The 22,036-nt window shown below is 60.5% G+C and carries 17 protein-coding genes and 2 tRNA genes; 1 reads left to right on the top strand and 18 read right to left on the bottom strand.

Translation table 11 applies throughout. The features are described 5' to 3' along the window. Positions 1-269: 269 nt before the first annotated feature. From DXA43_RS01790 to asnB, 15 genes are all read right to left on the bottom strand, one after another. Positions 270-2,912, bottom strand: a complete 2,643-nt coding sequence (locus DXA43_RS01790) for an ATP-dependent Clp protease ATP-binding subunit (RefSeq protein WP_117806093.1) — start codon at positions 2,910-2,912, stop codon at positions 270-272. Positions 2,913-3,211: 299 nt separating this feature from the next. Beyond that, on the bottom strand, positions 3,212-4,780 hold the full coding sequence (locus tag DXA43_RS01785) for a threonine/serine exporter ThrE family protein (protein ID WP_199407875.1): 1,569 nt from the start codon (positions 4,778-4,780) through the stop codon (positions 3,212-3,214). Between the two features lie 418 nt (positions 4,781-5,198). Then, positions 5,199-7,163, bottom strand: a complete 1,965-nt coding sequence (lysS, locus tag DXA43_RS01780) for a lysine--tRNA ligase (RefSeq protein WP_099432105.1) — start codon at positions 7,161-7,163, stop codon at positions 5,199-5,201. 79 nt (positions 7,164-7,242) lie between these two features. Then, positions 7,243-7,713: a transcription elongation factor GreA gene (greA, locus tag DXA43_RS01775; protein ID WP_117806092.1), complete on the bottom strand. Its 471-nt coding sequence runs from the start codon at positions 7,711-7,713 to the stop codon at positions 7,243-7,245. A gap of 106 nt (positions 7,714-7,819) precedes the next feature. Further along, complete coding sequence (gene tatA / locus DXA43_RS01770; RefSeq protein ID WP_022094895.1) at positions 7,820-8,095, bottom strand: twin-arginine translocase TatA/TatE family subunit; 276 nt, start codon at positions 8,093-8,095, stop codon at positions 7,820-7,822. A gap of 112 nt (positions 8,096-8,207) precedes the next feature. Further along, positions 8,208-8,284 (bottom strand) — tRNA-Pro (locus tag DXA43_RS01765). A 49-nt stretch (positions 8,285-8,333) separates the two neighbouring features. Continuing rightward, positions 8,334-9,230, bottom strand: a complete 897-nt coding sequence (gene ispE, locus DXA43_RS01760) for a 4-(cytidine 5'-diphospho)-2-C-methyl-D-erythritol kinase (RefSeq protein WP_233539995.1) — start codon at positions 9,228-9,230, stop codon at positions 8,334-8,336. Positions 9,231-9,232: 2 nt separating this feature from the next. Further along, a complete protein-coding gene (locus DXA43_RS01755; RefSeq protein ID WP_006234957.1) occupies positions 9,233-9,529 on the bottom strand; it encodes a Veg family protein in 297 nt (98 codons plus the stop codon). Between the two features lie 114 nt (positions 9,530-9,643). Beyond that, complete coding sequence (gene dtd, locus DXA43_RS01750) at positions 9,644-10,090, bottom strand: D-aminoacyl-tRNA deacylase (RefSeq protein WP_117563802.1); 447 nt, start codon at positions 10,088-10,090, stop codon at positions 9,644-9,646. 3 nt (positions 10,091-10,093) lie between these two features. Next, positions 10,094-10,735, bottom strand: a complete 642-nt coding sequence (rdgB, locus tag DXA43_RS01745; protein WP_117635961.1) for an RdgB/HAM1 family non-canonical purine NTP pyrophosphatase — start codon at positions 10,733-10,735, stop codon at positions 10,094-10,096. A gap of 143 nt (positions 10,736-10,878) precedes the next feature. After that, on the bottom strand, positions 10,879-11,604 hold the full coding sequence (rph, locus tag DXA43_RS01740) for a ribonuclease PH (protein WP_117774376.1): 726 nt from the start codon (positions 11,602-11,604) through the stop codon (positions 10,879-10,881). A gap of 54 nt (positions 11,605-11,658) precedes the next feature. After that, positions 11,659-12,543, bottom strand: coding sequence for a glutamate racemase (murI, locus tag DXA43_RS01735; protein WP_117806091.1), 885 nt, complete (start codon positions 12,541-12,543; stop codon positions 11,659-11,661). Positions 12,544-12,594: 51 nt separating this feature from the next. Further along, a complete protein-coding gene (locus tag DXA43_RS01730; RefSeq protein WP_117806090.1) occupies positions 12,595-13,506 on the bottom strand; it encodes an HAD family hydrolase in 912 nt (303 codons plus the stop codon). A gap of 107 nt (positions 13,507-13,613) precedes the next feature. Next, entirely contained in the window at positions 13,614-15,176 is a 1,563-nt protein-coding gene (locus DXA43_RS01725) for a Mur ligase family protein (RefSeq protein WP_117806089.1), read from the bottom strand. Positions 15,177-15,288: 112 nt separating this feature from the next. Then, entirely contained in the window at positions 15,289-17,169 is a 1,881-nt protein-coding gene (gene asnB / locus DXA43_RS01720; RefSeq protein WP_117806088.1) for an asparagine synthase (glutamine-hydrolyzing), read from the bottom strand. A 187-nt stretch (positions 17,170-17,356) separates the two neighbouring features. Here asnB and DXA43_RS01715 point away from each other — a divergent pair. Continuing rightward, positions 17,357-17,432, top strand: a tRNA-Val gene (locus DXA43_RS01715). A gap of 798 nt (positions 17,433-18,230) precedes the next feature. Here DXA43_RS01715 and DXA43_RS01710 read toward each other — a convergent pair. The 3 genes from DXA43_RS01710 to argJ form a co-directional block, all read right to left on the bottom strand. After that, positions 18,231-19,514, bottom strand: a complete 1,284-nt coding sequence (locus DXA43_RS01710) for an aminotransferase class III-fold pyridoxal phosphate-dependent enzyme (protein WP_117806087.1) — start codon at positions 19,512-19,514, stop codon at positions 18,231-18,233. Between the two features lie 69 nt (positions 19,515-19,583). Further along, positions 19,584-20,564, bottom strand: a complete 981-nt coding sequence (gene argB, locus DXA43_RS01705; RefSeq protein WP_117806086.1) for an acetylglutamate kinase — start codon at positions 20,562-20,564, stop codon at positions 19,584-19,586. A gap of 81 nt (positions 20,565-20,645) precedes the next feature. After that, complete coding sequence (gene argJ / locus DXA43_RS01700; protein ID WP_199580507.1) at positions 20,646-21,914, bottom strand: bifunctional glutamate N-acetyltransferase/amino-acid acetyltransferase ArgJ; 1,269 nt, start codon at positions 21,912-21,914, stop codon at positions 20,646-20,648. Between the last annotated feature and the right edge of the window lie 122 nt (positions 21,915-22,036).

Raw genomic sequence — 22,036 nt, 5'->3', positions numbered from 1 at the left:
GACTTTGCGTGCATAAACCAGTCGAAAACGCCGAGCGCCCTTGCATCATCGGCTAACGGTGGGGAGACGCCACTTTATTAAGGTAAAGCAGGTTAGACGGGCCGCGCCGAAGGAACGTTGGACCCTTCAACCAACCTCAACGCTTGATCAACGTTTATGCATACGCCATTGATATGTTTAATGAGATCTACTTTGAACGAAGGGGGCTTTCCAACAGAAAAAGGGCGCTCCTTTGGAACGCCCTCGTGGACACAAGGTTTTGTTACGCCCTACAGCGCGCCGGAACCGGCTTGCATCATGCCGCCGGGGCCCGAGGTCACGCCGCCGCTCACGGGCGCGGCGCTGCCAGTGTGCGGTGCCGCCGGGGTGGTATCGCCACCGAGCGTACCTGCCGGACGCGGTGCCGGAATCTCGCCCGTGCCGTGGCTAAAGACAAACTTGCCATCGGCCACGTCGCACAGGACGGTATCGCCCTCGCCCCACTCGCCGGCCAGAAGTTCCTCGGACAGCGGGTCCTCGATGAGCTTTTGAATAGCACGGCGCAGCGGACGCGCACCGTTGGTGAGGTCGGTGCCCTCGGCCACGATCTTGTCATAGGCCGCATCGGTGAGCTTGATGTTCATGCCGTTGGCAATCAGACGCTGGCGCAGGTCGTCCACCAGCAGGTGCGCGATCTTGGTGAGATTCTCGCCCGAGAGCTTCTGGAACACCACGATGTCGTCGATACGGTTGAGCAGCTCGGGGCGGAACAGGCGCTTGAGCTCGCCCATCGCGCGACCACGGATCTCACTCGACGTGAGACCCTGCTCGCCGGTGGTGCCAAAGCCCACGCTCGCATCCTGCGCAATCTCGCGGGCGCCCACATTGGACGTCATGATGATCACGGTGTTGCGGAAGTCGACCGTCTTGCCCTGGCTATCGGTCAGGCGGCCCTCCTCCAGCACCTGCAGCAAGATGTTGAAGATATCGGGGTGCGCCTTCTCGATCTCGTCGAACAGCACGACCGAGTACGGGTGGCGACGAACGGCCTTGGTGAGCTGGCCGCCCTCGTCGTGACCGACGTAGCCCGGAGGGCTACCGATGAGCTTGGAGACCTCGAACTCGCTACCGAACTCGGACATGTCGAAGCTGATGAGCGCGTCTTTGCTGCCAAAGAGATACTCGGCGAGCGTCTTGGCGAGCTCGGTCTTGCCCGTGCCGGTGGGACCCAGGAAGATAAAGCTGCCGCCGGGACGACGCGGGTCCTTGAGCGGCGAGCGGCTGCGGCGCACGGCCTTGGCGACGGCCTCGACGGCCTCGTCCTGGCCGATAATGCGGGTCTTGAGCACGCTTTCGGTCTGCAGCAGGCGACGGCTCTCGCTCTCGGTGAGCGAGGAAACCGGCACGCCAGAGGTCACGGACACGATGTCGGCAATCTGACTCACGTCGATGGTGAGCGGGCTGGCGTCGAGCTCGGCGGTCCAGGCGGCCTTGGCTTCGGCGAGTTCAATCTCGGCGGCCTTCTGCTGCTCGGTGATCTCGGCGGCCTTGTTCATGTCATCGCCCTCGGTGGCCTCCTGCGCGGCGGCCTTGAGCTCCTCTATACGATGCTCGGCCTCGCGCACCGGCTCGGGCGCGCGGTTGGCGGCGATGCGGGCGCGGGCACCGGCCTCGTCAATGAGGTCGATGGCCTTATCGGGCAGGAAGCGATCCTGAATGTAGCGGTTGGAAAGGTTCGCGGCGGCCTCGATAGCACCCTGCGTATAGCGCACATGGTGGTGCTCCTCGTAGCGCGGCTTGAGCGCGGTCAGGATCTTGACCGTGTCCTCGACGCTCGGCTCCTCGACATCGATGGTCTGGAAGCGGCGCTCAAAGGCCGGATCTTTAGTGAGGTACTTACGGAACTCCTCGGCCGTGGTGGCACCAATGATCTGGAAAGCACCGCGCGCGAGCACGGGCTTGAGCATAGAGCTCGCATCGATAGAACCCTCGGCAGAACCGGCACCGATGATGGTGTGCATCTCGTCGATAAACAAGATGACGTCGTCGGCTTCGGTCGCCTCCTGGATCACGTTCTTGAGGCGCTCCTCAAACTCACCGCGATACTTGGCACCCGCGACAAGACCCGGCAGATCGAGCGTCCAGATATTCTGGTTCATAAGATTCTCGGGCACATTGCCAGCAGCAATCTGCTGCGCCAGGCCCTCGACGATAGCCGTCTTGCCCACGCCGGGATCGCCCAGGATAAGCGGATTGTTCTTGGTGCGGCGCGAAAGGATCTCCATCATGCGCTGGACTTCCTTTTCGCGGCCAATCACGGGATCGAGCTCGCCGTCGCGCGCCTTCTGCGTGAGGTTGGTGGCGAACTGCTTGAGCGTGTCGGTGCCGCCCCCCCTTTGCTGAGAGGCATCCGAGCCGCTAAAGAACGGCAAGCCCGCACCGGGGCGACCGGCGCCGGCTCCGGCGAGCGGACGCTTCTTGTCCTGATCCTTGGCGGTGAGTTTCTCGATAGCCTTTTTGATGGAGGCGGACGACACACCCAGGCGCATGAGGATGTCCATGGCCATGCCGTTGCCCTCTTCGACGATGCCGATCAGCAAGTGCTCGGTCGACACGTAGGTCTGGTTGTTCTCACGCGCCACGCGGAAGGAGCGCTCCATCACGCTAATGACGAGCGGCGTAAAGGCAAGCTTGGCAGCCTCGGTCTCCTCGCTGGGCTCGGGAACCGTGGTCTGGACCTCTTTGAGGGTATCCATGATGTCGTCGTAGGAGATATCGAGCGAGCGCAGCGCCTCAGCGGCAATGCCCTCGTCCTCCTTGGCGAGCGCAAGCAACAGATGCTCGGTACCCACCTTATTTGAATGAAGATCGAGCGCCTCCTGCTTGGCCATGGACATGACCTTGCGCGCGCGATCGGTAAAACGGTCTAACATGCTAGTTCCTCTTAGACGAGCTAGTTTTTTTCAAACGCAAAGCGCCACTCGTGGCGGCGCTTTGGTCTCTTTACCCATATGGAGTATATGTTAACCGCTGGGGCCTTTTCCGCATGCAGCCATACGACAACGTCTACAAAAAAGGAATTGCCAGGTGCGTCTGCATCGGCCCAACGAGCGTGGATTTTCGGACACCCATTCCACGAGCGTGGATAATCTCCCGTTTTGAGCCCGTAAACAAGCCAAAAACGGGAGATTTTCCACGTTCATGTTTTGCGGATCAGTTTCATTTGCACCAATTAGCTGGTGTGGCGCCAGCGAGGGTCGGTGAGCGTACGCGCCACACCCAGGCCAACGGGCAAAAACGCCACGATGAGCACTGCACGCACAAACCAGCCGAGCATATTGACCGTGTCGAATGTGCACATGTAATACATCGAGCGATACAGATACAAGCCCGGCACCATAATGACAATCGATGGCACCGTGAGGGCGATACGTGGGTAGGTGAGCTTGATTTCGGCTAAGCTCGCGAGCAGCCCCGATACCAGCGCGCCAATAAACGCTGCCGCCTCGGGAGGCATACCTACGCTCAGGCCCAGGAAGGGAAACAGCGCCGGCGCATCGACGAGCGTAAGGCGCAAGGTATTGGACACGGCGCCGATCAGCCCAGCTGCCGCGGCCATCTTTACCGGGCTGTTGAACATCACCGAGAAGCCGAATACGCCAACGAAGCTCATCACCACGCGCAGGAGCGTAAGGGCAAGCGGCGAAAGGCCGAGCGGGGCAAAATCATCCGGTGCCAGCCCCACACACTCGGCAACCATCCAGCCCACAAGGGTCGCCATCACAATAATCGACACGGCATACGAAAGACGCTCAATGCCGCTTCGCATATCGAGCTTAGCGATGTCGAGGCCTGCCGTAATGAGGGGAAAGCCGGGAATCACAAAGAGCATGGCGCCGATATAGCCTTCTTGGTGCGACATTGCCCCCGGTACGACCTGGCCAAGGCCGAGCAATGCCAGCAGATACGAAACGCAAGCGAGCGCAACGCCAATCGTCAGCGCGCTAAACTGGCCAAGACCCTGCTTGAGAATATGAGAGCGAGCGAAGTTGCCAACACCAGCGCCTACGAATGCGCAGGCCATCTCGATAGGGCCGCCGCCGAGCAAAAAGACGAAGGCGCCGCAAGCACAAGCTGCCGCAAGGCCCTGTTGCCAGGGAGAGTAATCGGGTTTTGAACTCTCAACGGTCTTGAGCATCTCGTGGTATTCGTGCACGGTAAACCGGCGCCCATACGTCTCGATTTCCTTTAGGAAGCTCTCCATCATCCAAATGCGATGGGTATTGACTCCCGTTGTGGGCAGGCTGACAACCTCGTTAAAGCAGTGGCCATCTTCGATGCAGGTGCACTCAAACGACAGAAGACTTAAGTCAACGTGGACGGTGACACCGAGTACGGCGGCAACGCGATTCATGGTATCGCGTACACGCCAGGCACCCGTTCCGCTCGCGAGCATAAGCATACCGGTGCGGCAGATGATGGATGACTTATCGGTGAGCGGCGCATCGACGGCAAGCTCATCGCCTGCCGTCACGATCTGGTGCCAGTCTGTTTTCATATGGAGTGCGCCGGCACGAACACCGTGGTGCATGGGGGCTCTCGAAAGCAGCGAGTCAAGGCGCGAAGACTGTGGGGGCTCCGTTGATTCGTCCTCAACCTCATCAGTCTCTTCATCGACCAGATCAAATGAGTCAAGCGATGCCGGCTCGCGACGATCGATTAGCTCCTCATCCTCATCGTCAAAGTAATTGAACTGATCGAGCATGTCCTCTTCGATTGCACGCTCGCTCGCGTCGTCCATATAGACGCTCCCTTCCTACCGACTAACCCCCATCCTAGGCAGCAACGACTAAAGGAAACATAAAAGAGACGACCGTCATGCATAGAAGGCGCAAACCCCCAATGCGTCGATAGATCCCCAACGACTAGGACTGTCCCCAAGTGCCGGCAGAAAAGGAACGTCCCTAAGTGCCAACCAGGGCAACACCGCAGATAGAGGACGGACAGCGAAAGCCCGCCAGAGCGAGCAAGGTGCCTTCAAGCAAAATGGCGCCGCAGGTTGAGCATAAGTCAGCGAGCGGGCCGCATTTGAGACAAGGTGACGTGAAACGAAAGGGCGCTGACCTTCTGGTCGCGCCCTTGAAGTTGAACGTCAGATTGTCCAAATGCGGCCCGCGCAGCGTCGAGCCGTTACGCGGTTCGTAGAACCGCGTAACTAGTTAGTACATCTTTGCGCCGGCGGGGATGGAGGCGTCGAGCTGGATCAGGTTGAGACGCTCCTCACCATCCTCCTCGTGGATAGCGCTGATGAGCATGCCGCAGCTGGGAATGCCCATCATCTTGCGCGGCGGCAGATTGGTGATGGCGAGCAAGGTCTTGCCGACCAGGTCCTCGGGCTCATAATAACCGTGAATGCCGGAGAGGATGGTGCGGTCGGTGCCAGTGCCGTCGTCGAGCGTAAAGTTCAGCAGCTTCTTGGACTTCTTGACGGCCTCGCACGCCTTGACCTTCACAGCGCGGAAATCGCTCTTGGAGAAGGTATCAAAGTCGACGAACTCCTCAAACAGCGGCTCGACGGCGATCTTGGAGTAATCAACCGTGGGCTTGAGCGGCTTGACGAACGGGCTCGCGGTGTTGCCGGCCTCGGCAGCCTTGGCGGCAGCGGCACCGGACTGGAAACCCTTCTCGGGCTTCATGTGCGGGAACAGTAGCACGTCGCGGATGGAAGCCTGGTTGGTGAGCAGCATGACCACGCGGTCGATACCGATGCCGATGCCGCCCGCGGGAGGCATACCGTACTCGAGGGCGCGCACGTAGTCCTCGTCGTACTCCATGGCCTCGTCGTCGCCGCCAGCCTTCTCGGCCATCTGGGCGGCAAAGCGCTCGGCCTGGTCGACCGGGTCGTTGAGCTCGGAGAACGCGTTGGCGTACTCGTGACCGGCGATAACCAGCTCAAAGCGGTGCGTCAGGCGCGGGTCGTCCTCAAAGCGCTTGGCAAGCGGGCTGACCTCGATGGGGTAATCGCAAACGAACGTGGGGTTGACAATGGTGTCCTCGCCCAGCTCATCGTAGATCTCGGCGATAATCTTGCCGGCGGTCCACTCGGGCTTAATCTCCAGGCCCTTCTCGCGCGCGGCGGCAGCAAGCTCCTCGACCGGCGTGTCGATGGTGACCTGCTTGCCGAGCACGTCGGAAACGATGTCGGTCATGGGACGGCTGGCCCACTCACCAGAAAGGTCGATGGTCTGGCCCTGGTACTCGATGACCTCGGGGTTGCCGATGGCCTTGTTAGCCGCCTTAATGACACCCTGGGCGAGCGCCTTCATGCCCTCGAGGTCGGAGAAGGCACGATAGGCCTCCATCGTGGTGAACTCGGGGTTGTGGGTAAGGTCCATGCCCTCGTTACGGAAGATACGGCCGATCTCGAACACGCGCTCAAAACCGCCGACGATGCAGCGCTTGAGGTGCAGCTCGGTAGCAATGCGCAGGTAGCACTCCTGATCGAGCGCGTTGAAGTGGGTAATGAACGGCTTGGCAGTAGCGCCGCCCTGGATGGTCTGCAGGATGGGGGTCTCGACCTCCATGTAGCCGTCGGACTCCATAAAGCGACGGAAGGTGGAGAGAATCTGCGAACGCTTACGGAACGTCTCGCGAACGTCGTCGTTGGCGATCAGGTCAACATAGCGCTGGCGATAGCGGGTCTCCTTGTCGGAAAGACCGTGGAACTTCTCGGGCAGCGGACGAACGGCCTTGGCAAGCAGGGTCGCGCTCTTAGGGGCAACGGAAAGCTGACCGCGCTGGGTGCGCACAACCACGCCGGTCACGCCCAGGATGTCGCCCAGGTCGAGGGACTTGAGCGTATTCCAGGCAGCCTCGTCCATGTCGTTGATGCGGCAGAATAGCTGAATCTCGGCAGTCGCATCGCGCACGACGATGAACATGATCTTGCCCTGACCGCGCTTGGCGACCACACGGCCGGCGATCTTCACGACGTCCTCGGTGTCCTCGCCATCGGCAAGCTCGGCATACTTAGCCTCGATATCGGCAACGTAGTCCTCAAGCTCAGAGTGCTCGGGATAGGGGTTCTGGCCCGCCTCGAACAGGGCGGCGCGCTTGGCCAGGCGGGTGGCGCGCTCGTCGTTGAGCGTCGATGCCTGATCTGCGGCGTTCTGGTTCTCTGCCATAAGTTAGCTCCTCAAACTAAAACGCTCCCCAGGATTCGGTCCCAGGGAGCGAAAACATACCTTTACGCGGGACCGTGGTCTAGCGTGCAATCTTGGCGATGGTGTAGACGCGAGTCTTGCCGGAAGGCGTAACGACCTCGACGGAGTCGCCCTCGCCGTGACCGATGATGGCGTGACCGACCGGAGACTCGTTGGAAATCTTGCGCTCGAGCGAGTTGGTCTCGGTGGTACCGACAAGCGTGACTTCCATGACCTCACCGTTGGGATCAATCAGAGAAACGGTGGAACCGATGGAGACGGTCAGATCGCCCGTGGTGGCAGCAACCTGAGCGTTGGCGAGGATGGCCTGGATCTCGGCAATACGAGCGGCGTTCTGGGCCTGCTTGTCCTTAGCGGCGTCGTACTCGGAGTTCTCCGAAAGGTCGCCGAACGCGCGGGCTTCCTTGATGTCCTCGACGATCTCCTTGGCGTAATCGCCCTCACGCCAAGCGAGCTCCTCGACGAGCTTCTGGCGGCCCTCAGCGGTCAGTACGATCTGGCTTGCGTCCATACGGATATCTCCCCAACTCTGATCAAACAATCAACTGTCAACAAAACGAAAAAGACCGGCTAGCCTGCGGGCAAGCCGGTCAGGTGCTCACCCCAAAGGGATGGGACTACTCTGCGTCCGCGTCGCTGTCCTCTGCCTGCTTCTTCTTGGCAGCAGCGAGCTTGGCCTCGAGCTCAGCGATCTCCTTGTCCTCCTCGGACTGCTCGACCACGACCTCCTCGGCCTGCTTGGTCTCGGCCTTATCGTCGCCCTCCATACCCTCACGGATATTCTTGACGGTAGAGCCGAGGGACTTGCCGAGCTTCGGCAGGTTCTTGGGCCCGAAGATAATCAGGACAACGACGAGAATAATGATGAGCTCAGGAGCCCTCAGTCCAAACATGTAGACCTCCACAATACAGCGAGACAAGCTCGAATGAGTATACCGCGGGTATCGCGGTATCACAACAATAGCTAAAAAAAGGGACCGCAAGAAGCGGTCCCTCCTCATGCTCTGGTCGGGTTGACTGGATTTGAACCAGCGACCCCTGCGTCCCGAACGCAGTGCTCTACCAAACTGAGCCACAACCCGTTAGCTCGACTATAGTAACAAAGATTTTCGCCGCGTGCTAGATAAATTTTTATTTCTTTGGCGCTTCAATGCGAACCGTGTCGGAAACGAGCTCCGTTGCATAAGCCCACCAGCCGTTTTGTTGAGCCGTCGCCGCAAGATTGGCTGCCGTGGCGGCGCTATCGCAGAGAGCAAACGAGCAGGCACCCGAACCGCACACGTTTGTGGCAATGGTACCGTCCTGTGAACGAAGCCAGTCGAGCACCGTTTGAATCCGCGGCTCCATCTGCGCGGAAATGACACCCAGGTTGTTGTGGACGAGCGCGTAGGCCGCCTCTGCGTCTCCCGAGCGAAGGGCAGATGCGATCGCTCCGGGCTTGTCCGCAGGCGCTGGGGTCTCGTCAAAACGTCGATAGGCTTCAATTGTTGAAACGCTTGCCTCGCGCGGCTTAACCAGCACGACGGGTGTCGCGGGAAGTGCGGGGTACTCGGTTGCCAGCACGTCTCCCCCACCCACGTAAAATGCAGGGCTGGCATGCAAAAAGAAGGGAACGTCGGCGCCAATGCCGCGCGCGATGTTGTCCAGCGCGGGATCGGCACGGTCGATACCCCACAGCTCTGCCAAGGCGACAATGACCGCCGCGGCATCCGTCGAAGGACCGCCCAGGCCGGCACACAACGGAATGCACTTCTCGATCGTGATGCAGACGTTGGCTTCACGACTATAATGCTCGGCCATAGCGAGCGCAGCACGATACGCCGTATTCTTTTGCATGGGAAAGTCGGATGTCGGAATCGTCTGGACGGTCAGCGCCTGTGCCGGCGTAACCGTCACGGTATCGACAAGACCGACGGCTGCCATCAGGGAATCGACCTTATGGTAGCCGCGGTCGTCACGCTCGGTATGAACCCCCAGATAGAGGTTGATCTTTGCCGGCGCGGAAAGGGTCAGGGACCAATCGGTCACCGCTAGTGCTCCTCGAGCTGATTGCCGAGCGGGGTAAAGATATGCTCGCCGCTCTCGGGGTCAAACAGTTCGACCTGCCCGGTGAGGACATCGATATACTGGTAGGACTGACGCGACTTGCGGCCGCGGCGCTCGTCAACCTCGACGATAAAGACTGCCGGATGGACGCTCTTGATGGTGCCCATGCGCTCGACGACGCGGGTGCGGCCCATGTTGGCCTTCACCTTGACGCGATCGCCCACCATATCGGTCAGCTTCTCGTGGATGTCGTCGACGTGATTGACTTCCATCTCTTCCATGAACAGGGCCTCCAGAAGATGCAATTCAAAAAGGGGATAATACCCCTAAGATAGACAAAACTCTAATACTATAGCACCCTGTTGCGACCACGCGCAAGTAGCTAATTTGGCTACTTACAGATTGTCGGTATCGAGGACGATGGTGAACGGACCGTCGTTGACCAAGTCGACTTTCATATCGGCGCCAAAGATGCCGTGCGCCACGTGTTCGACATCTTTGCGAACGAGCGTCAAGAAGTACTCGTAGAGCTCGTTGGCAACATCGGGGGCGCCGGCATCGGTAAACGATGGGCGGCGGCCGTGACGGCAATCGGCGAACAGCGTGAACTGCGACACTACGAGAACCTCGCCGTCGACATCGGCAAGTGCCAGGTTGGTCTTGCCGTTCTCGTCCTCGTTAATGCGCAAGCCGCGGAGCTTGCCCCACAGCTTATCAGCCTCGGCGCGCGTGTCGCCGTGGCCCACGCCCAACAGCACCAGATAGCCGCGCCCAATTTTGCCCACGTACTCGCCGTCGACCGTCACGCCGGCGTTGAGCACGCGCTGAACCACCGCACGCACGGCCTACTCCTCGCCCGTCAGTTTGGCGGATAGGTGCTCGAGCGCATGGAATCGATGGCTGATGGCGTTCTTCTCGTCCGCCGTCAGCTCGGCCATAGTCTTGCCCGGCGTATCGACCGGCAGGAACAGCGGGTCGTAGCCAAAGCCGTGATCGCCGCGGCCCTCGTGCGCGATAACGCCCTCACAGGCGCCCTCGCCATAGGTGACCAGGCCGTCCGTATCGATGAGCGCAACGACGCTCATAAAGCGCGCGGTGCGGTCCTCGTCTGCCACGCCTTCCAGATTCACGAGCAGCTTGGCATTGTTGGCGGCATCGTCGCCGTGAACGCCCGCGTAGCGCGCGCTATACACACCGGGCTCACCGTCCAGCGCGTCGACGACCAGGCCCGAATCGTCGGCAATGGCCATGAGCCCCGTCTCTTCGACGGCAGCCTGCGCCTTGATGATGGCGTTCTCCAAAAACGTCGTGCCGTTTTCCTCGGGGTCCTCAAATTCGCCCAGCTGGCCGAGCGCCACAAAGCGCACCTCGGGCATGACCTTGCCCAAAATGGCCTCGATCTCGGTGAGCTTATGGGCGTTGCCCGTTGCCACGACAATGGTCGCCGCCGGGTCGAGGGTGTCGATGTCGATCTTCTCAAGTGCCATGAGTGGTCTCCTTGTCTCTATAGCAATGCCGCGCCGAGGGCGACGAGGGCCTCCGCCTCTCCCCTCTCAATCAACGGCAGTCTTATACTTCGACGTTTTCCCAGATAAAACCTGCCAAAATAAACCTGTCCCTTTTTGGCAGGTTAGGCGATGGCTTGGCGCTGAAGCTCGATGAGCTCGGCGATGCCTTTGTCGCCCAAGTCGAGCAGGGCGTTGAGGCGCTTACGGTCAAAGGGCGCCTGCTCGCCAGTGCCCTGGAGCTCGATCATCTCACCGGTGTCGGTGGCGACGAGGTTCATGTCGACTTCGGCATGGCTGTCCTCGGAATAATCGAGGTCAAGCAGCGTATTGCCGTCGACAACGCCCATGGAGATGGCGGCCACCTGGCCGGTAAGCGGGATGCGCTCGATCTTGCCCGCCTCGACCCACATGGCGAGGGCGTCGTGCAGCGCCACCCAGGCGCCGGTGATGCTCGCTGTACGCGTGCCGCCATCGGCCTGAATCACATCGCAGTCGACGGTGACGGTGTACTCGCCGAGCGCCTTCATGTTGACGACGGTACGCAGGCTGCGGCCAATGAGGCGCTCGATCTCCATGGAGCGACCCTTGCGGTTGGCGTGCTCGCGCTTGCAGCGCTTGCCGGTCGACGCCGGCAGCATGGCGTATTCCGCGGTCACCCAGCCGACCTTAGCTCCCTTTCGCCAGCCCGGCACGCCCTCCTCGATTGTGGCGGCGCACAACACGCGCGTGTCACCGAACTCGGCAAAACACGAGCCGTGGGCGTGCTTCATGACGCCACGGGTGAGCTTAACGGGGCGCAACTCGTTGGCGGCGCGACCGTTGGCGCGGTTGACCTGCATGTACTCCATAGAAAAATCCTTTCGGCAAAAGGTGTGGCGAAGGCTCTGACGGCGGCCTTACATCTATTTCAGCTCATCGATATCGATATGCTCAATGCTCTTGAGCGGCTGACCAAAGATAAAGCTGCCCGCCACCGCAAACTCGGCAATGTTATCGGCCGTCGTGGCAAAACGATGCTGCGGCTCGGCGGCGACGCCCGCCAGCTGCTCGCGGCGCGTGAGGATATCGGTCAGCTCGCGCGTGGTCTCCTCGGCGGAACTCACGACGCGTACCCCAGGCCCCAGCGCATGGCGGATAGGTCCCACCAACAGCGGAAAATGCGTACAGCCGAGCACCACGGTATCGATACCGTGGTCGCGCAGTGGCTCAACCGTGGCACCCACCAGCGCACGCACGGCAGGCGTATCGAAGATGTCCTCGTTCTCAAGCCACTGCTCTTGCAGATGCGCACCCGAGGCGAGCTCGTGTTCGACAACCTCGACAAAGCTCGAGGCGGGGCAGCCGTATACGTCGACGCCGGCATCTAGGTCCTGAATGGCGCGCGTGTAAGCGCCCGAGCGAATGGTGAGGTTGGTGGCGAGCACGCCCACGCGACGCGTGCGGGTGCTGTTGATTGCCGCACGGGCACCCGGCGCGATCACGCCGATCACGGGAACGTCGAGCACCTGCTGGGCCAGACGCAAGGCCGCAGCTGTCGCCGTGTTGCAGGCGATGACCATAATCTTGACGTCGTGCTTCGACAGCCAACGGCCCGCCTGCAACGCAAACGAGCGCACCTCATCCTCGGTGCGCGTGCCGTAGGGGCAGCGTTTGGTGTCGCCGAAGTAGTAGACGGACTCATGCGGCAGCGCCGTCGCGATGGCGCGCGCAACCGTCAGACCGCCCAAACCAGAATCGAACACGCCAATCGGGCGCGTGTCGCCTGCCGGATTCTCGATATCGGACATTACCTCACCAGTCTCTCTCGAAAAGACATGTCCAAGTGCGGCGACGCCGCGCTACGAACGCGCCGCGACCAGCAGCTCTGCCGTCGCCGCCCAACCGTCGACAATTTTGCCGCGCGTAACGAAAGCGTTCTCGCAAGCAGCCAGGAACTCGGGCGCGCCGGCGCTCGTCAGGCCATTCTCGACCAGGCAGAACGTGCCCACGTGATCGGCCATGTAGAAGTCGGACTCGGAGTCGCCGAGCGCGAGCGTCTCCTCGCGCTCGATCCCCAGGTGCTCGCAGAAGCGCGCAATGGCGACGCCTTTGTTGAGACCCGCGGGGTTGATGTTGAACGCGCGACCGTCCTCGACGCGATCGAGCTCGAGCGTCGTCGGCTTGGACAGATGCGTCAGGTGACCGTTACAGGCCCACACCAGGCCGCAGCCGGCCTCGTCGAGAATGGCCTGCGCCTCGTCATCGGGGATGTCGCCGCGCATGCCGACGGTAACCTCGCGGTACTTGTAGCCGGTCGACATGTCGTTGTGATACTCGATCTTGTGCGGCCAGCGGGCGAGGATCTTCTCGCACACGCCAGTCTGCTCGATCACCTGGTGCGGCGTGAGACCGCAAGATGGGTCGTAGGGCATATCGCCGGTCAGATACTCCCAATCGTTGGCCTTGAGATCGTACATGACCAGGCCACCCATCTCACCAATGTAGGAGTTGAGGCCGAGCACGCGTGCATCCTCGTGGATCATGGTGCGGTTGCGGCCCGAGGTGGGAACCACTTGGATGCCGGCGCGGGCAAGTGCCACGACAGCCTCGACGAGCTTGGTCGAGGGGTTGCCGTCGTTGTCGCGCAGCACGCACGAGCCGGGTGCGAGCATCGTAGCATCCAGGTCGGTAAAGACGTACTTAACCTTGGCCAAGCGCTCGCGCATCTCGCCCGAAAGCTCGGCGATGGTCGGCAGGGTGTTGTGGGACATGGTTACTCCGTTTACGTAGAAGGGTTTGGGCTTGGACGGCATGTTTTGATTGAGGGAACACGTTTATGGCGACAGCGCACTCAGGGCGCCTTCGCCATCATGGTTCATTAGTCAAACTGGGTAACATCGATCAGGCGATTGGCCAACGAAAGGTCGCTCTCGATGGGCACGAACTCGTCGCCCACGTGCATGAGCTCCTCGTCACCCTTTGCCAGCAGCAAGACAATGGTGGGAGCATTGGGGTTGACGTACTCCTCGCGCGCCGCCTTGAACGCCGCATGCACAGCGGCTTCGCGGTCGAGGATGATCTTGTTCGGCGTATCGTCGGGAACATGCTCGGCAAGCTCGCGACAGACCTTCATCGGGTCCTCGTGAGCCGGGTCCTCGTTGGCAAAGATCATCAGGTCGGAATATGGTGCGGCCTCGCGCGGAAGCTGCTCGCGGCGCTCCTGCGCCTTGCCGCCGGCAGCGCCAAACACTGCAATGACTGGACTAGCGGGAAACGCGCGCTTGACCGACGAGAAAAGCGAACGGAACGAAAGCTGGTTGTGCGCATAGTCAACGACGCAGATCACGCGGCCGTCCTTCGACTCCACGACCTCCATACGGCCCGGTACACGCAGTTTGGAGAGGCCCTTCTTGATAGCCTCGATACCGATGCCGATCTCGCGCGCAGCGGCGATAGCGACCAGCGCGTTTTCCACGTTAAAGTCGCCCGCGATGCCCAGCAGGACCTTCTCCCCCGCCTCGGACTCGTCGGCACACAGGCCATGCAGGTTAAACTCGATGTTAAAGCCGACCATGCGCACATCGCTCGCCCACAGGCTTGCCTCGGGATGCTCGACGCCAACGGTCACCAAGCGCTCGGCCGTCGACGCTGCCTCCAACACACGGTCAACCTCTTCGGTGCCCAGATTCACCACGGCGGTCTTTGCCTGGTCAAAGATCCTGAGTTTGCTCTCAAAATAATCCTCAAACGTGGGGTGTTCGATCGGCGAGATGTGGTCACGGCCGATGTTGAGGAAGCACGCCACGTCAAACGGCAGATTCTCGACGCGTTGGTACTTGAGCGCCTGGCTCGAGACCTCCATGACCATGGACTGGCGACCTGACGTGCGGCAGTTGGCGATATGGCGCCAGACCTCGGGGGCCTCGGGCGTAGTATTGGTGCTCTCGTAGCACTCGATACCATCGTCGGTACTCACCGAGCCGATCATGCCGCAGGACTCGCCCGCCGCTTTGATAATCGACTGGAGCATAAAAGCGGCCGTGGTCTTTCCCTTGGTACCGGTGATGCCCACGATCTTGACGTCGTGGTCGGGACGGTCGTAGACCTCCGGCGGCAACAGGGCCATGGCCGTGCGAACGCTATCAACAACCAGCATCGCAGCACCGCTCTCCTGCGCCAGCGGCTCCAGAGACTCGACCAGCGACTCTTCGCACACAAATGCGACGGCGCCCGCATCGAGCGCCATGCTCAAAAACGCGGGCTTAAAGGCAGCGCCTTTGCAAAAGAACACGTCACCTGCCGAGACCGCGCGCGAATCAAACGAGCAGCCGGTCACGGCACGCTCGTCAACCTGCTCTGATGCGCGCAGCTCGCCGCACACATCGAGAAGCTTGGCAAGCGTATCGACCGTGGTCACGGTCGCGGAATCCGAATGGTGCATCTTTCGCCTTTCTCAGCCATTTGGCAGGGACGGTTTTTATAGTAACTGAAACGCACCCACGCAAAAACGGCTCCCGGAGGAGCCGTTACGCGCAGGCGTTCGTAAGCCGAGGCTAGGCAGCCTGAACAGCGGGCTGGTCCTCGTCGATAAAGAAGCGCTTGTACCACACCAGGAACACGAGCGGCGTATAGATCTTGCGCTGGAAATCGCCCTTGCCCGCAAAGTGCAGATCGAGCAGGTGCATGAGCTCGTCGGTATCGAAGAACTCGCTTGCCCACGGCGTGGTGAAGTACTCCTTGACATAGTCGTACCACTTTTGCTCGCGCAGCCAGTAGACAATCGGCACCGGGAAGCCCACCTTGGGACGGGTGGCCCACTCATCGGGCAGCGACTTGTTGGCAGCGTGGCGGAGTACCTGTTTGTTGCCGTTCTCGTTGATGCGGTAGCGGTCGGGAATGTGCTCGGCGAACTCCATGACTTTGCGGTCCAGGAAGGGCACGCGCAGCTCCAGCGAGTGCGCCATGCACATCTTGTCGGCCTTGAGCAGAATGTCGCCCGGGAGCCACATGTTCATGTCCAGGTACTGCTTCTTGACCAGCTCGGGCTGACCTTTCACGCGCGCATAGATGGGAGCGGCAAGCTCGAAGGCGCCATCGCCGGTGTTGTACTCGGGCTTGAGCACGCCGTCGACCTCGCGCTCCGGCCATACCAGAGCCTGTCCCAGGAACGACTTCTCGGGGATCTCGGCACCCTTGACCAGGAAGTTATGTCCCTTGAAGTACGGCATATGCAGCGCCAGGTTACCGAGCGCGCGACGGATGGGCAGCGGCACCATCTTTTTGTACTTGCGGACTGGGACCGTGTCCTCGTAGTAGGCGTAGCCGCCAAAGAGTTCGTCGGCGCCTTCGCCCGAAAGCACGACGGTGACGTCCTTGCGGGCCATCTCGGCCAAGAACCACAGCGGCACGGAAGACAGGTTGGACTGCGGCTCGTCCATATGATACTGGATGTCCTCGAGCGCACCGAAGAACTCGTCGGCGGTTATCATCTTGCGGACATTCTCGACGCCGAGCTTGTCAGAAAGTTCCTTGGCGTAGTTGGTCTCGTTGAAGTTCTTGTAGTCAAAGCCCACCGAGAAGGTCTTGTCGGGCATGAGGCAAGCGGCGATGTAGCTGGAGTCGACGCCGCCGGAGAGGAACGACGCGACCTTGACGTCGGCGATGCGATGGGCCTCGACGCTCTCGTGCACGACCTCGTCCAGCTCGTCGACGTACTCCTCGAACGGCTTCTCGACGGCAGAGTAATCGCAATCCCAGTAGCGCTCGATGTTCATCTTGCCGGTCGGAATATCGACGGTAAAGTAGTGCGCCGGCGGCAGCTTGTAGACACCCTCGAAGAAGGTCTCCTCAGTCGCCGAATACTGCAGCGTCATGTACGGACGCAGGGCCTTTTTGTTGACCGCCTTGTGGAAGTGCGGGTAGTCCAGGAAGCTCTTGATCTCGGAACCAAAGAGCACGCCCGGAGCGCCGTCGCCCGCATCGGCCATGGGATAGTAGTAGAGCGGCTTGATGCCAAAGATATCACGGGCGCCAAAAAGCTTGTTCTTCTTCTTGTCCCAGATGACGAAGGCGTACATACCGCGCAAGCGATCGAGTACTGCCTCGCCCCACTCCTCGTAGCCGTGCAGAAGGCTCTCGGTGTCGGCGCCGCAGTGGAACTTGTAGCCCTTGGCCTCGAGCTCGGAACGGAGTTCTTGGAAGTTGTAGATCTCGCCGTTGAAGACGATAACGACGCTGCCGTCCTCATTGGCCATGGGCTGAGCGCCGGCCTCGGTCAGGTCGAGGATCGACAGGCGGCGGAAGCCCAGGGCAACGCGGCCGTCGATAAACTGACCGCCCATGTCGGGACCGCGATGGACAATGCGGTCCATCATCTTGGTGAGCACCTCGGATTGGTTATCCGTCCCACCGACAAAACCGACAAAACCGCACATATACTATCCCCTCTGCTGTTGCTGGGCATCAAATCGAATCAGTAGCTTTTGAGTATACCCGAGGGCGTAAAGAGGGGCGGAATGTTCAGGCAATCTCAACTGAATCAGCTCCGCTGTGACACGCGCCGGTTACCTTTAATGGATATGAGATGAATGAGGCGATTGTTTTGCTATACTCTCTCCGCACGGGCGATTGGCGCAACGGTTAGCGCAGGTGCTTTACACGCACAAGGCTGGGGGTTCGAATCCCTCATCGCCCACCATTGAATTGGAAACGGTCCTCGCAAGGGGACCGTTTTTGTTTGGGCCCAGCGCATGGGATTCGAACCCGACAGGGTGCGGAGCTGAGGAAACGCGAAGCGTTTTCCAGCGCAGCACGCGAGGAACGGAGCGACGAAGCGGGGCGCGGGCGGCGCCAGCCGCACGCGGACATCCCTCATCGCCCACCACTGATTTGATAAGCTCCCAGCTATGGGGGCCTTTTCTTTTTCGGGCCCAGCGCATGGGATTCGAACCCGACAGGGTGCGAAGCTGAGGAAACGCGAAGCGTTTTCCAGCGCAGCACGCGAGGGCCGCAGGCCCGAAGCGAGAGCGGGCGGCGTCAGCCGCACGCGACATCCCTCATCGCCCACCACTTGATTGAAAAGGCTCCCAGCGATGGGGGCCTTTCCTTTTTGGGCCCAGTGCAGAGGGATTCGAACCCGCCAGCACGTCTGTCACAAAGGCCGTGGCCAGAAAATGGCAAAAATGAGTACTGCTACCTTGCTTACAACATGTCAGAAGATAATATTTGCTTAAGTTACGCAACATATGTCCATTATAAGGACTAGCAATTGGATCAAAATCGTACATTCATCGCCATTTCGACTAGCTATCTGGCCTTATTAGTCCAAAATTGCTGTTACCAAATCGGTAACAGTACTCATATTTGATGTTTTTTGACCAGCAGGTCTCCCCGCCTTAGCAAATCTAAGGCAAAACGGGCTCCAGACCGCCGAATCGTGCCGCATATGGCACATCCGCAGTCCGGAACTCGGTCAAAGTTAAGTTATTTCGCTGTGTTAGGCCAAAACGTCCGACAGGATCTCGATCAGACTGTCCACGTCGGATTCCTCGCAGACGAGCGGCGGCAGGAAACGCAGCGTATGGGCACCCGTAGCGTTAATCACGGCACCAGCCCCCAATGCACGGGCCACAACGTCGTGTGCATCACCCACAGTATCGTCCAGATCGCAGCCGAGCATCAAGCCGCGGCCACGCACCTCGGTCACGTTCGGCAGCTTGGCGAGCTTTGCCTCCATATAGGCGCCTACCTTGGCAACATGGTCGGCATAATCGCCGTGCACGAGCGCGGAGAGCGTCGCGGCACACGCCGCGACGGCCAAGCAGCTACCGCCAAAGGTCGAGCCGTGGTCGCCCGGCTTAAACACGTCGGCAATCTCCTTCTTTGCTACGACGGCACCCATGGGCACGCCATCAGCAATGCCCTTGGCAAGGCTCATGATGTCGGGTTCCACGCCATAGGTTTGGAATGCAAACGGCTTGCCGGAGCGGAAGATGCCGCACTGGACCTCGTCGGCGATAAGCACGGCGCCCACTTCGTGTGCCAGGTCGCGCGCTGCCGCCATAAACTCCTCGGTCATGGGGTGCACACCGCTCTCGCCCTGAATCGGCTCGAGCATCACGGCACAAATTTCGCCCCCCAGCTGTTTAAAGATCGCACGCAGTTCATCGATATCGTTGGGCGTGCAGGCCACAAAGCCACCCGGCAGCGGGCGGAAACTATCCTGCAGCCAATCCTGCATGGTGGCGGCAATGGTCTCGAGCGTACGGCCGTGGAAGCCGCCGCGCATGCACACGATAGTGTTGCCGCCGTTACCGGCACGCTTGGCGTACAGGCGCGCGAGCTTCATCGAGCCCTCGTTGGCCTCGGCGCCGGAGTTGGCAAAGAAGGTCTCCCAAACCTGCTCATCCGCAGCCGGGGCACCAAGAGCAGCTGCCGTGGTCTCATCGCCGGCGGCAATGGCATCGGCAAGCACGCGTGCACCATCTAAGTCATCGTTGGCAAGCTTGGACAGCAGCGCCGCGACCTGTCCACGCTGCTCGATGTAGAAGTAATTGGAGACATGCATGAGCTTTTTGGTCTGTGCCTCGAGCGCCGAGAGCACAGCCGGGTCGCCATGACCTAGGCTGCACACGCCGATGCCGGCAAGAAAGTCGAGGTACTCACGGCCATCGTCGCCGGTGAGCTTCATGCCGTGACCCTCGACAAACTCGACCGGAGAGCGGCCAAAGGTATGCATAACGTAATTGGATTCAAGCGATTGCTGAGCTGCAAGTGACATGGGATGCCTTTCGTTGAGCGCCGAACGGCGCAGGCCTATGGGTGCAGGAATGGGGCGGCTGCGGGTCAGCTAGACCGTCTGAAGCTTCTCGACCTCGTCGAGGTTCTCGGTCAGACGCGCAGCAAACGTCGAAAGCGGATGCGGATGCGTATCGAACTCGTAGGCCGTCTCGGTGGAATGGATCACGGTGCCGACGCCGGCATCGGTCAGCAGCTCCAGCAGCAGCGAATGCGGCGTGGTGCCGTTGATGATGTGGGCACGAAATACGCCGCCGGCAAGCGCATCGACGGCCGCGCGCAGCTTGGGAATCATGCCCTTATCGACCTCGCCGCCGTAGAGCATTTCGTTAACCTCGTCGAGCGTTAGGTTGGAGATGAGTGAGTCTTTATCGCTAAAGTCCTTGTACAGGCCGTCGACGTCGGTCAAAAAGATCGCCTTATGCGCGTGGAGCGCTGCCGCAACGGCACCGGCGGCGGTATCGGCGTTGATGTTGAAGAAACCGCCGTCCTCCCCCGCCGCGACGGTAGCGATGACGGGGATGTACTCGCTATCGAGCAGGCGCTCGATATAGTCGGTGTTGACATGCGTGACCTTGCCTACGCGGCCGAGTTCGGGGTCGAGCGGCTCGGCGATGAGCGTACCGGCATCGCTGCCCGAAACGCCCACGGCCAGGTTGCCGTGATGGTTGAGCGCCGCGACCAGCTCCTGGTTGACCTTACCGCCCAGCACCTCGCGCACGATATCCATGGTCGCCGGCGTGGTCACGCGCTGGCCGTTCTTAAACTCGACGGGGATGTCGTAGTGGCTCAGCGCCTCGTTGATGGCCTTGCCGCCACCATGCACGATGACGGGGCGCATGCCGATGATCTTAAGGAGGACGATGTCGCTCATCACGTCGCGGCGCAGCTGCTCATCAACCATGGCGGCTCCGCCATATTTGATAACAACCGTCTTGCCGGTCAGGTTCTTAATCCACGGCAGCGCTTCGAACAGCAGCTGCGCGGTTGCTTCGTTGGATTCGCTCGAACGACAATCGCGTGCGAATTTCATAATCTGCCTCGTCTTTCGTATCGTTATCGCGCCGTGCTCCGCTGTCCGCAATCGCGGCAAGATGCGCAGCGTGTCTGGAATCTAGGAACGGTAGTCGCCGTTGATGGAGATGTACTCATGCGTGAGGTCGCAGGTCCACACGGTCGTTGCCGCGTTGCCTGCACCCAGGTCGGCCGAGATCACGATCTCGGGCGCCTCAAAACGTCGTAGAGCCTCGTCCTCGTCAAAGGGAACAGTCAGACCGTCGCGACAGACAGGCATGCCCATCATGTCGATGGAAACGTCTTCCTGATTAAACTTCACGCCGCACTTGCCAAGCGCCATAGCAACGCGGCCCCAGTTGCAGTCGTGGCCGGCGATGCAGGTCTTAACGAGCGGCGAGTTGGCAACGGCACGGGCGGCGATATCGGCCTCCTCGTCGTTGGCGGCGCCGGTAACGTTGACCGTAACGAGCTTGGATGCGCCCTCACCATCGGCGGCGATATTGCGCGCCAGGCTCTCGCACACCTCGTGCACGGCAAATGCCAACTCGTCAAAGGCATCGGAGCCCTCGACGATAGGCTCGGCATCTGCGGCAGCGGCACCGGAGGCAAGCATGGTGCAGGTGTCGTTGGTCGAGGTGTCGGAATCGACCGTTACCTTGTTAAAGGTCTGCTTGACGGTCGAGAGCAGCAGGGCATGAAGTGCCGCAGGCTCGACGGGGGCATCGGTAGTGATAACTGCGATCATGGTGGCCATGTTGGGCATGATCATGCCCGAGCCCTTGCACATTCCGCCTACCGTATAGACATTGCCCGCATGACCCGCAGCCTCACTGACGTAGGACACGGCGTACTCCTTGGAGTGCGTGTCGGTCGTCATGATGGCGTGAGCGGCATCGGCGCCACCGTGGGCGGAGAGCGCCTCGTAGGCAGCAGGAATGGCGGTCTCAAACGTGTCGATCGGCAGAATCTGGCCAATTACACCCGTGGAGGCAACCAGAATCTGCTGAGGCTCGCAGCCGATGACCTGCGATGCGATGCTGCACGTCTCGCGCGCGCATGCAAGGCCGGTCTCACCCGTGGCGGCGTTGGCATTGCCAGAGTTGACCGAAATGCCGGCGATGATACCGTACCCCTTGTCGGTACCGCCCAGGTTGGCACGGCTCACCTGCACGGGCGCCGCGCAAAAGCGATTGGTGGTAAACACGCCAGCACCGGGACAGGGTTTATCGGGCACGACGAGCGCGTAATCCAGACGCTCGGGGTTCTTGCGGAACCCAGCGTGGATGCCTGCAGCCTTAAAACCAGCCGCAGCCGTAACGCCACCCTCGACGGCGCGAATCTTGATATCAAACAGCTCGGTATTCATCGTCTTTATGACTCCTTATGTCAAACAAAAAACGGACATCGGTTGGTGCGCCATGCCAGTCGTGATCATGAAACCAGCTTAAGAGTGGCGCCCCACTCGATGCCCGACTACCAAATCGTTAA

The organism is Collinsella sp. OF02-10 (genome assembly GCF_003463445.1).
Taxonomy (GTDB): domain Bacteria; phylum Actinomycetota; class Coriobacteriia; order Coriobacteriales; family Coriobacteriaceae; genus Collinsella.
The sequence above is the reverse complement of the archived record's forward strand: the minus strand, read 5'-3'. Positions and strand labels throughout refer to the sequence as shown.